9 protein-coding genes are annotated in these 9,619 nt (G+C 67.1%); 8 read left to right on the top strand and 1 reads right to left on the bottom strand.

Annotation, left to right across the window (positions count from 1 at the left end):
- Window positions 1-131: 131 nt before the first annotated feature.
- The gene (locus L942_RS28850; RefSeq protein ID WP_037366575.1) at window positions 132-1,322 is read right to left on the bottom strand and encodes a M20 metallopeptidase family protein; all 1,191 of its coding nucleotides are present in this window, start codon (window positions 1,320-1,322) and stop codon (window positions 132-134) included.
- 168 nt (window positions 1,323-1,490) lie between these two features.
- Here L942_RS28850 and L942_RS28855 point away from each other — a divergent pair, with 168 nt between their 5' ends.
- The 8 genes from L942_RS28855 (at window position 1,491) to L942_RS28890 (ending at window position 9,514) form a co-directional block, all read left to right on the top strand.
- Window positions 1,491-2,171 carry a FadR/GntR family transcriptional regulator gene (locus tag L942_RS28855; protein ID WP_037366576.1) on the top strand — a complete coding sequence of 227 codons (681 nt, stop codon included), beginning with the start codon at window positions 1,491-1,493 and terminating at the stop codon, window positions 2,169-2,171.
- An 88-nt stretch (window positions 2,172-2,259) separates the two neighbouring features.
- Window positions 2,260-3,309, top strand: a complete 1,050-nt coding sequence (locus L942_RS28860; RefSeq protein ID WP_037366577.1) for a pyridoxal phosphate-dependent aminotransferase — start codon at window positions 2,260-2,262, stop codon at window positions 3,307-3,309.
- 161 nt (window positions 3,310-3,470) lie between these two features.
- Window positions 3,471-5,231: an ABC transporter permease gene (locus L942_RS28865; RefSeq protein WP_037366579.1), complete on the top strand. Its 1,761-nt coding sequence runs from the start codon at window positions 3,471-3,473 to the stop codon at window positions 5,229-5,231.
- A gap of 16 nt (window positions 5,232-5,247) precedes the next feature.
- Window positions 5,248-6,363, top strand: coding sequence for an ABC transporter substrate-binding protein (locus L942_RS28870; protein ID WP_037366580.1), 1,116 nt, complete (start codon window positions 5,248-5,250; stop codon window positions 6,361-6,363).
- Window positions 6,364-6,401: 38 nt separating this feature from the next.
- Window positions 6,402-7,565, top strand: coding sequence for an ABC transporter ATP-binding protein (locus L942_RS28875; protein ID WP_037366582.1), 1,164 nt, complete (start codon window positions 6,402-6,404; stop codon window positions 7,563-7,565).
- A 22-nt stretch (window positions 7,566-7,587) separates the two neighbouring features.
- Window positions 7,588-8,853 carry an amidohydrolase family protein gene (locus tag L942_RS28880; RefSeq protein ID WP_235079459.1) on the top strand — a complete coding sequence of 422 codons (1,266 nt, stop codon included), beginning with the start codon at window positions 7,588-7,590 and terminating at the stop codon, window positions 8,851-8,853.
- A gap of 44 nt (window positions 8,854-8,897) precedes the next feature.
- On the top strand, window positions 8,898-9,140 hold the full coding sequence (locus L942_RS28885; protein WP_235079461.1) for a hypothetical protein: 243 nt from the start codon (window positions 8,898-8,900) through the stop codon (window positions 9,138-9,140).
- Window positions 9,137-9,514 (top strand): Rieske (2Fe-2S) protein, encoded by a 378-nt coding sequence (locus tag L942_RS28890; RefSeq protein WP_037366584.1) that lies wholly within the window; start codon window positions 9,137-9,139, stop codon window positions 9,512-9,514. Before L942_RS28885 ends, L942_RS28890 begins: the two co-directional genes overlap by 4 nt.
- Window positions 9,515-9,619 lie beyond the last annotated feature (105 nt).

The raw sequence follows: 9,619 nt of genomic DNA on the forward strand, positions 1-9,619 counted from the left end.
GCGGAGGTGCTTGTCAAGGCGGGAAAGCGTGCCTTGACAAGCACCCCCGCGCCGTGTTTTTGGCTTCGCATCGGGGTGCGGGGGTGGTGTGGGTGCCTGGGTGGGTTGGGTGCTCTGGCTGCGGTTTTTTTTTAAGGGTGGTGTAGGTGGCTTAGGGCTAGGGTTGCCAGTGCTGCTGCTTGGTCGGGCAGGACGTTGTCGTCGAAGACTGCGCGTGGGGAGTGGTTCATTTCTGCTGTGTCCGGGTCGGTTCCTGCTGGGGTGGTGCCTAGGAAGAGGAAGGCGCCGGGGACCTCGTTCAGTACTGCGGAAAAGCTTTCTGACGCCATGATCGGGTGCTCCAGTGGCACCGCTCGTTCTGGGCCGAAAAGGTCGCTGAGCACGGTTAGCGCACGCGCGGCTGCTTCGGGGGCGTTCGAGGTGACTGGGTAGACCGAGCGGAACTCCGTTTCTGCTCGGCAACCGAAAGCGGACGCGATTCCGGACGTCAGGGACGGCAGTTCGCGGGCCAGGATCTCCACGCTCTCCGGGGAAAGCGCGCGGATCGTCGCGCCCAGTGTGGCTTCGTCGGGGATGGCGTTGATGATCTCGCTCGCCTGCATTGTGGTCACCGACAGCGCGACGGGATCGAAAACCGGGAACCGGCGGGTGACATATGTGTGCAGCGCCGAAATGATCTGTGCCGCGGCGGGCACCGGGTCCACCGCCTGGTGCGGGCGCGAACCGTGGCCGCTGCGTCCGAGTACGCGGACAGTCAGGCTGCTGGCCCCGGCCATGACCGAGCCGGGGCGGGTGGTGAACACGCCCGCGCGGCCGGGCAGGACGTGGATGCCGTAGGCCGCCTCGACGCCGGACAGCACTCCCTCGGAGATCAATCGTTGTGCGCCGCCGCCGGCTTCCTCGCCAGGTTCGAACATGAAGACCACTGAGCCGGCGATCTCGTCGCGGCGCGCGCTCAGCAGTTTCGCCGCGCCGACGAGTGCCGCGGTGTGCAGGTCGTGGCCGCAGGCGTGCATCAAACCGGGCGTCCGGGAGGCGAACGGGAGTCCGGTCTCCTCGGTGACGCGCAGCGCGTCCATGTCCGCGCGGAGCAGGACCGACGGTCCGGGCCGGGCGCCGCGCAGGATCGCGACGATCGAGGTGAAGCCGGGTGGACCGGGCGTCACTTCGAGATCGAGCGAGGCCAGTGCGGTCAATACCGCTCGCTGGGTGCGGGGGAGGGCGAACCCGGCTTCGGGACGGGCGTGCAAGGCCCGGCGGAGTGCGACGAGGTCTGGCCGGAGGGCGGCGGAGTCGGCGAGGATCGAGGCGGAAACCGGCAAGAGGGGCTCCTTGGGGCAACGGTGCGTGCCGCGCTGGTGACGCCAGCGTCTAATGTCTACAATCAATATAGACGATGCCGGGTGTTCGGGGTTCCGGTGCGCCTCTAATCTGTCACTACGCGTGACCCGCGTCGGCGACGTCACCGGAACGAGCACTTCGGAGGACCCTTGCCGCAGATCACGAACACCGCCGCCGCCGTACAGGTCGCTCGCGCGCTCGAGGACGAGATCGTCTCGGAGGGCTGGAGCGCCGGGCACTTCGTCGGCCGCCGTCAGGAGCTGATGGCGCGCTTCGGGGTCGCCCCGGCGACGCTGAGCGAGGCGATCCAGCTGCTGCGTGCCCGCGGCATCGTCGACGCGAAGCCGGGTCCGGGCGGCGGGATCTTCGTCGCGACGCGCTCGCCGTTCACGCACCTGAGCGATCAGCTGCTGCAGCTCCGCGAGGGAAAGGCGACCGTGGAGAACTGCCTGCGCGTCCTGGACGCGCTCGACGGTTCGGTGCTGCACGACGCGGTCGAGAACGCGACCGACGAGGACATCGCTGATATCTCAGCGTGCGCCGAAACGCTGAAGGCGGCCTGGGATTCCGCCGAAGCGGCCACGGCGATCTGGGCGCTGCACGCGCGCATCGCGCAGGTATCGCCGAACGAACTGTTGCGCAGCCTGTACACGAACCTCGTCGACTACATCATCGCCGCGCGGCTCGAAGGCGTCACCGCGCCGACGACCCAGGAGCGGTTGCGGACGCACCTCGACTTCGCCGAGGCGGTCCGGAAGCGCGACCACGAGCTGGCGGAGTCGGCGATCTCGCGGCACCGCCGGCCCGCGGTGGCGGCCCGGCGCTCCTGATTTCTCAAGCCGGAGAACTTGATGGATGTACACGCGCTCAGAATTATGTATATTCATTACAGTTAATCGTCCGGCTTGAGGAGGATGCATGCTGCTGGAGCTCCGCAGTGTGGTCGACCGCGTGCTCGCCGCCCCCGATCGCTCGTCCCGCGGTGCGCAGCCGCCGATCCGCTTGTCCCAGAACGAAATGCCGTGGGCTCCCGCCGACCACATCGTCGCCGCGATGACCGAAGCGGCCCGGAACGCCCACCGCTACCCCGATTACCATCGCGCCGCGGCGCGCGCGGCCGTCGCCAACGCGATGGGTCTGGACGCCGGGCGGATCGCGATCGACAACGGCTCCGGAACGCTGCTGCACGCGCTCGCCCGCTTGGTCTGCGAACCCGGCGTGCACGGCGTCCGCCCGGCGCCGTCCTTCGAGGCGTACGCGGCCGCGCTTTCGCTCGCCGGCGCGGAGTCCACAGAGGTCGGTCTCGACGCGAACGGTGCGATGGATCTCGACGCGATGCTCGCCGCTGTCGGCCCGGAAACCCGCATTGTCTACCTCTGCAATCCCAACAACCCGACCGGCGGGATGCGCGGGGTCGAGGATATCCGCGACTTCCTGAAAAGCGTCCCGTCGCGCGTGCTGGTGGTGGTCGACGAGGCGTACCGCGAGTTCGTCTCCGCCGAACCAGTGGACGCGACTGTCGGACTGCTCGACGAGTTCGAAAATCTCGTGCTGCTGCGGACACTGTCCAAAGCGCACGGTTTGGCGGGCGTCCGCGTCGGTTATGCCGCGGCGGCACCGCGGATCGCGGAAGCGTTGCGCCGCACATCCGTCGGGTTCGCGCTCAACAGCGTGGCCGAAGCGGCGGTCATCGCGGCGTTGAGCGCGGAAGGAATGGCGGTGGCCAAGGAAAGAACCGCCGTCATCGTCTCCGAGCGCGCCCGCGTCGAGGCCGCGTTGACCGCGGCGAACGTCGCGTTCGTGCCCAGTCAGGCGAATTTCCTTTTCCTGCCGGGGGATGCCGCCGAGCTGCTGTCCCGTTTGGAGGCTCGCGGCGTGCTCGCCCGGCCGTTCCCGAAGGCGGGCGGGGCGCGCGTGACGATCGGGCTGCCCGAGGAGAACGACGCGGTGCTCGCCGCCCTGACCTGATCAGCGGTTCCCTCCGACACCGTGTCGGAGGGAACCGGTAGGACTTCGGAGAGCCGCTCGATGAGCCGCCGCACCCGAGTTCATACGCTAACCGGCAGGACGGACGGAGCGGTTCGTCCCCGCGGCGGGCAACCGGCCGCTCGCAGGAAGGAACGACTGCAGTGACGCAGAGCCTATTCGAGCACGACCGGCGGGCCTCGCGCCGCCGCTCGGTGACCGGCGGCGTGCTCAAAGCGACCCTGCTCGCCGGCCTCACGCTGATTTTCGTCTATCCGGTCGCGATGATCGTGCTCGGCGCCTTCCGCGACGGGCTTCCCTCGGACAATATGCCGTTCACGATGAGCGGCCTGCTCGCCGCGTTCGAGGCTCCGGAAACGTGGCAGACGCTCTGGAATTCGATCGTGCTGGTCGTCGTGTGCGGCGCGCTTTCGGTGGCCGGCGGCGGGTTGTTCGCCTGGATCGCGGCCAACACGAACGTGCCCGGCCGCAAGCTGCTCACGCCGATCATGGTGATCAACCTCTTCGTCCCGCCGCTGTTTCACACCCTCGGCTGGATCATGCTCGGCAACGCCCAGAACGGCCTGCTCAACCAGCTCGGCCGGATGCTCGGCGCGCACGGCCCGCTGATCAACATCCAGGGCTGGGGCGGCCTGATCCTGCTGACCTCGCTCGGCTACCTGCCGTTTGCCTACCTGCTGCTGCTCGGCGCGTTCAAGAACCGGGACCAGTCGCTCGACGAGGCCGCGGCGATCAGCGGAGCCGGAACGGTGCGGACGTTCTTCACCATCACCATTCCCTCGGTCGGCCCGGCGATCACCGGCGCGGCCCTGCTGATCGCGGTGCTGGTGTTCCAGTCGTTCGACGGACCGCAGCTGATCGGCCGCCAGGCGGGCATTTACGTCTTCTCGACGCAGATCTACCACTACGTCCGGGACGAGGCGCCGGCCGAGTACACCAAGGCGTTCGCGTTGTCTCTCGTGCTGATCCTGCTGGTGCTGCTGCTGTTCCTCGCGCAGCGCTGGATGCTGCGCGGCCGCAGCTTCACCACGCTCACCGGCAAGACGTCGCGGCGCGATCCGCAGGAGCTGGGCCCGATCCGGTGGGTGCTGTCCGCGCTGATCGTCGTCGTGGTGCTGCTGAACTTCCTGCTGCCGCTGTTCGCGATGGTGCTCGGCAGCCTCCAGCCGATCTTCGGGGTGATGAGCACCGGGCTGACCCTGGACAACTACGTCACGATGCTCACCGACCCGCAGTTCAGCTCGAGCCTGGCGCTCACCGCGTGGCTGGCGGTCGTCGGCGGGTTCGGCTCGATCTCGATCGCGCTGCTCACCACCTACGTCACCGCACGGCGCCGAGGATTCCTGCGCGGTTACACCTCGTTCGCCGTCTGGATCCCGTGGGCGCTGCCCGGTGTCGTGCTGGGCCTCGCCTACATGTTCGCCGTGCTCTACCTCCCGGCTTTCCGCGGGCTCTACGGTTCGTCGTTCCTGATGACGCTCGTGCTGATCGTCGCCACGATCCCGGTGTCCAGCCGGATCGCCGAGGGCGCGCTCGCCCAGCTGTCGCCCGAACTCGAGGAGGCCGGCCGGATGTCCGGCGCGAGCGCGGGACGCGTGCTGGTGACGATCGTGCTGCGGCTGGTCGTCCCGAGCTTCCTGGCCGGCTGGTTCCTCTCCGCGCTGTTCATCTCGGGCAACCTCGCCGTGCCGATGCTGCTGGCCCCGCCCGGCCTGGAACCCGTGTCGCTGACCGCTTTCCAGCAGTTCCTCACCGGCGAGATGTCCCGCGGCGCGGCACTGTTCATGATCATCCTGCTCGCCGCGTTCGTCGTCCTCGCGCTGGCCGCGGCGTCCGTCAAGCTCGGCGGCCGGCTCCTCGGCCGCGACCGTTCCCCAGGCCCGCTCTCCCGTCTCACCCCCTGACCCGAGAGGAAGAACAATGAAGTTCTCCCGCACGAAACTGCGCGCACCGGCGCTGGCGCTCACCGCCGGCCTGCTCGCCTCGCTCACCGCCTGCGCGTCGGCGGGCGCGACCAAGTCGAGCACTCCAGTCGAGGTCCCCGGCGCGTCCGCGGCAGCCAACAAATACATGAACGAGCTGTACGACAAGGCGTTCGCGGCCAACCACACCCAGCTCGTGCTCTACGGGCCCGGGGTGACCGCGAACCAGGCGCTGAACGACGTGTTCACGAAGCGGTTCCCCGGGATCAAGCTGCTCCCGCAGGACCAGGCGGACGCGCAGATCCTCACCAAGCTCGACACCGAGGCGCAGAGCGGGCACCGGATCGCGGACATCTACGTCGGCGGCGAATCCCCGCAGGCGGCCGCGAAACCGAACATCTGCACGCCCGCGGAAGTGCGCACCGCCGACCCCGGGTTCAAGGTCCCGACCGACAACGACGGCAAGCTCACCTACTTCGCGTTGCGCTACTTCGGTTTCGTCTACAACACCGACCAGGTGCAGAAGAAGGACGCGCCGAAGAACTGGCACGACCTGCTCGACCCGAAGTGGAAGGGCAAGATCGCGGTCGGCGACATGACCGTCCCCGGCGGCATCCGGTACATCCTCGAATCGCTGATGCTGCCCGAGAACGAGAAGAAGTGGGGCCGCTCCTACCTGGAGCAGCTGGCCGCGCAGGACCTGCAGATCTCCCAATCCGAGCCGATGGTGCCCACCGACGTCGCCAGCGGCCGGTTCCCGGTCGGCATCGCGGTGTACCAGGGCTACTTCGAGGCGCAGAAACAGAAGGGCGCGCCGATCGACATGGTGTTCCCGCTCGACGACGGCGGAAACTACATGGCGCGCTCGGCGCTGTGCCTGATCAAGGACGCGCCGGACTCCGCGGCCGCGCAGCTGTACGTCAACTGGCTGTACTCGCCGGAAGGCCAGAAAGCGCTGGCGGAGAAGGACAACTCCTACGGCCGTACGCCGACCGCGCCCGGCCCGCCCGGACTGCCGTCGCTGGACAAGCTGCCGCGGCTGCCGTTCTCCAACCCCGACCCCGCGTTCAACAAGCCGTACTTCGACTTCATCACGCAGGCGTTCAAGAAGTAGCTGCTCGCCTCCCGGCCGAAGAGAAAGCGCAGGTCACGATGACCGAGGTCCAGGTATCCGGACTCACCAAGAAGTACGGCGCGAAGGCGGCGCTGCACGAACTGGATCTGACGATCGAGTCGGGACAGTTCGTGACGCTGCTCGGCCCCTCCGGTTGCGGCAAGACCACGACGTTGCGCTGCCTGGCCGGGCTCGAGCGGCCGAGCGCGGGCCGGATCGTCATGGGCGACCGGGTCGTGGTCGACACCGCGCGGCGCACCTTCGTGCCGGCGGACAAACGCCGGGTCGGCATGGTGTTCCAGAGTTATGCGCTCTGGCCGCACCTGAGCGTCACGGACAATGTCGCGTATCCGTTGAAGGTCGCCCGGATGCCCAGTCGGGAGCGGGCGCAGCGGGTGCAGGAAATGCTGGACGCGGTCGGCCTCTCCGATCTCGGGAAGCGTTCGGTCACCGCTTTGTCGGGCGGTCAGCAGCAGCGGGTGGCACTCGCTCGTGCGCTGGCCGCCCGGCCCGGGATCATCTTCTACGACGAACCGCTGTCCAATCTGGACAGCAAACTGCGGTACCAGATGGGCCAGCAGGTGCGCTCGCTGCACAACCGGTTCGAGACGACGTCGGTCTACGTGACGCACGACCAGGAGGAAGCGATCACGCTGTCCGACCGGATCATCGTGATGAGCGAGGGCGTCATCGTCCAGTCCGGCACGCCGAGCGACCTGTACGACCGCCCGAATTCGGCGTATGTCGCGGACTTCATGGGCTTTCAGAACATCCTGCCCGGAACTGTCACCGGGGTGCACGGGAAAACGGCCGACGTGCGGGTCGATGACGCTTCGCTGGTCTTTTCCGGGATCGCGACCGGCGACGTTTCGATCGGCGACCGGGCGGACATCGCGTTCCGCGCGGCGCATGCCCGGCTGTCCGCGGAGGGCACCGGCGTTCTTGGTGCGTTTCGCGGAACTGTCGAACGCACCACCTATCTCGGCAGCGCCGTCAACCTCCTCGTCCGCGCGGACGGTCTCCCGATGCGGGTGCGCACCGAAACGGCCGAACTGTCCGCGGAATCCGTCCCGACTGCGGGCGAGGAACACACTTTCGCGGTCAGCCCGGACCGCGCGGTCGTCATCCCGCACGAGAACGCGGCCCCGGCGGACGACGACTACCTGACCACGATGACCGATGCCGCCGTCGCGCCCCGCTGACGCCGGACGAAGGGAAGAATCCGTGCCCGACCTCACCGCTCCTCGTTCCGACGGGCCGCGGATGCGGGAACTCGCCGAGATCGGCGGGCGCACCGACACCCGCGACGTGCTCGCCCACGCGACCAAACAGGCCGAACGCGAGTACGACGACTATTTCATCGTCGACATCGACGCGCACGTCTCGGAAGACCATTTCTGGGGCGAGGTGCTGGAACTCATCGACAACGACGTGTGGCGCCAGATCGGGATGGACCAGTTCGGCAAGTTCGCCGGCAACAACGCGTTGCTGAACATCCAGCCTGGGATGTCGCACCAGAGCGTGGGCGGACGGATCGGGCATCAGGGCCGCAAGGAGCCGCTCGACGGGGTGTCCGGGCATCCCTTCGTCGCGGCCGCTCGGCGCGGCATGGACGCGATGGGCTTGGACTACCAGGTCGTGTTCCCCAGTGCGATGCTGCTGCTGGGCATGCATCCGCAGGACGAGATCGAGGTCGTGCTCGGGCGGGCGTTCAACCGCTGGCTGACCGAAGTCGTGCTGCCGCAGGACGATCGGCTGAAGGGCATGCTGTACTTGCCGTACAACACGCCGGAGGTGTGCGAAGAGCTGGTCGAGAAGTACGCGGACAATGCCGGGATCATCGGATACACGGTGTGCTCGACGCGCAACAACCCGGTGCACTCGGATGTCTATACGCGGTTGTACAAGCTGATCGAGGACAGCGGGAAGCCGCTCGCCTTCCATTCCGGATACCACTGGGGCGATCCGTCTTTCGCGCAGCTGAACCGGTTCTTGTCGATGCACGCGTTGTCGTTCACGCATTACAACCAGATTCATGTGACGAACTGGATCGTCAATGCGATGCCGGAGCGATTCCCCCGGCTGAAGATGGTGTGGGTGGAGAGCGGGCTGGCGTGGATCCCGTTCCTGATGCAACGGCTCGACCACGAGGTGCTGATGCGTCCCAGCGAGGCGCCTGGGCTGACTCGGTTGCCCAGCGAGTACATGAAGGACATGTGGTACACGAGTCAGCCGATGGAGCGGACCAGCATGGAATTGCTGGAGGCCGGGATGAAGGCGTTCAACGCGGAGACGCAGCTGCTGTATTCGTCGGACTGGCCGCATTGGGATTGGGACGCGCCGTCGACGATCACCCGGCTGCCGTTTTTGTCCGAGCAGGCCAAGCGGAACATTCTTGGGCTGAACGCTGCTCGGGTGTTCAATCTTCCTGTTGATCGCCGGAAGCCCGCTGCGCAGAGCGTGCTCCGTGAGCGTCCCGGGGTTTCGTGATCATGACTGCTGAACTTGCGTCGCTGGTGTCTCGAGTGACTTCGATGACCTCGGAGATCGTCGCGGAGGACCGGGCTTCGGCCGTTGCCGACGAAGAGATCGCTGAGCTGTTGTACGCGGCGGCTCGGTTGTTCTCCGCCAAGACTGATCGGGTGGGGAAGATTTCCTGGCCGATTCGCGAGGATGCGCTGACGGCTACCGAGACGGTGGTTCTGGTGACCGCGTTGCTGGACGCGGCGGATGTGAATCTATTCGACATGGCGATCTGGTATCGGAGGGCCGAATGAGCGCGGTGCGGCGGGAGGTTGTGGTCGCTGGGCTCGCGGATCTCCGGGAGCGGGGGCGGATCGTGGTGGAGGTTGACGGGCTGGAGGTGGGGGTTTACTTCCACGCCGGGGAGGTGCGGGCTTGGCATAACGTTTGCCCGCATCAGGGCGGGCCGGTGTGCCAGGGGAAGATCATGCCGCGGACCGTTCAGCCGGTTCGGGAGGATCGGAAGAGTGCTGGGCCTGCATTTCATCCGGCGGATCGGAATATTGTTTGTCCTTGGCACGGGTTTGAGTTCGATGTGCTGACCGGGCGGCATCCGGCGGACCGGAGGGTCGGGTTGACGGGGGTTCCGGTTCGGGTGGTGGGGGATGATGTGGTGGTGAGTGTGTGACGGCGGCTCGTCGCCCTGGCGGGCGACATTGCTTTTGAGTGAGTGCGTGGGGCACCCCGAAGCTTGATTGTGCTGACGGGCGGTGGGTGCTTGTCAAGGCGGGAA

The sequence above is a fragment of the Amycolatopsis orientalis DSM 43388 genome (assembly GCF_000411975.1).
GTDB classification, from domain to species: domain Bacteria; phylum Actinomycetota; class Actinomycetes; order Mycobacteriales; family Pseudonocardiaceae; genus Amycolatopsis; species Amycolatopsis orientalis_D.

What these genes read in the sequence shown, in the direction of transcription:
- L942_RS28875 (WP_037366582.1), top strand. Translation starts at nt 6,402, where the DNA reads ATGACCGAGGTCCAGGTATCCGGACTCACCAAGAAGTACGGCGCGAAG.
- L942_RS28890 (WP_037366584.1), top strand. Translation starts at nt 9,137, where the DNA reads ATGAGCGCGGTGCGGCGGGAGGTTGTGGTCGCTGGGCTCGCGGATCTC.
- L942_RS28870 (WP_037366580.1), top strand. Translation starts at nt 5,248, where the DNA reads ATGAAGTTCTCCCGCACGAAACTGCGCGCACCGGCGCTGGCGCTCACC.
- L942_RS28860 (WP_037366577.1), top strand. Translation starts at nt 2,260, where the DNA reads ATGCTGCTGGAGCTCCGCAGTGTGGTCGACCGCGTGCTCGCCGCCCCC.
- L942_RS28885 (WP_235079461.1), top strand. Translation starts at nt 8,898, where the DNA reads ATGACCTCGGAGATCGTCGCGGAGGACCGGGCTTCGGCCGTTGCCGAC.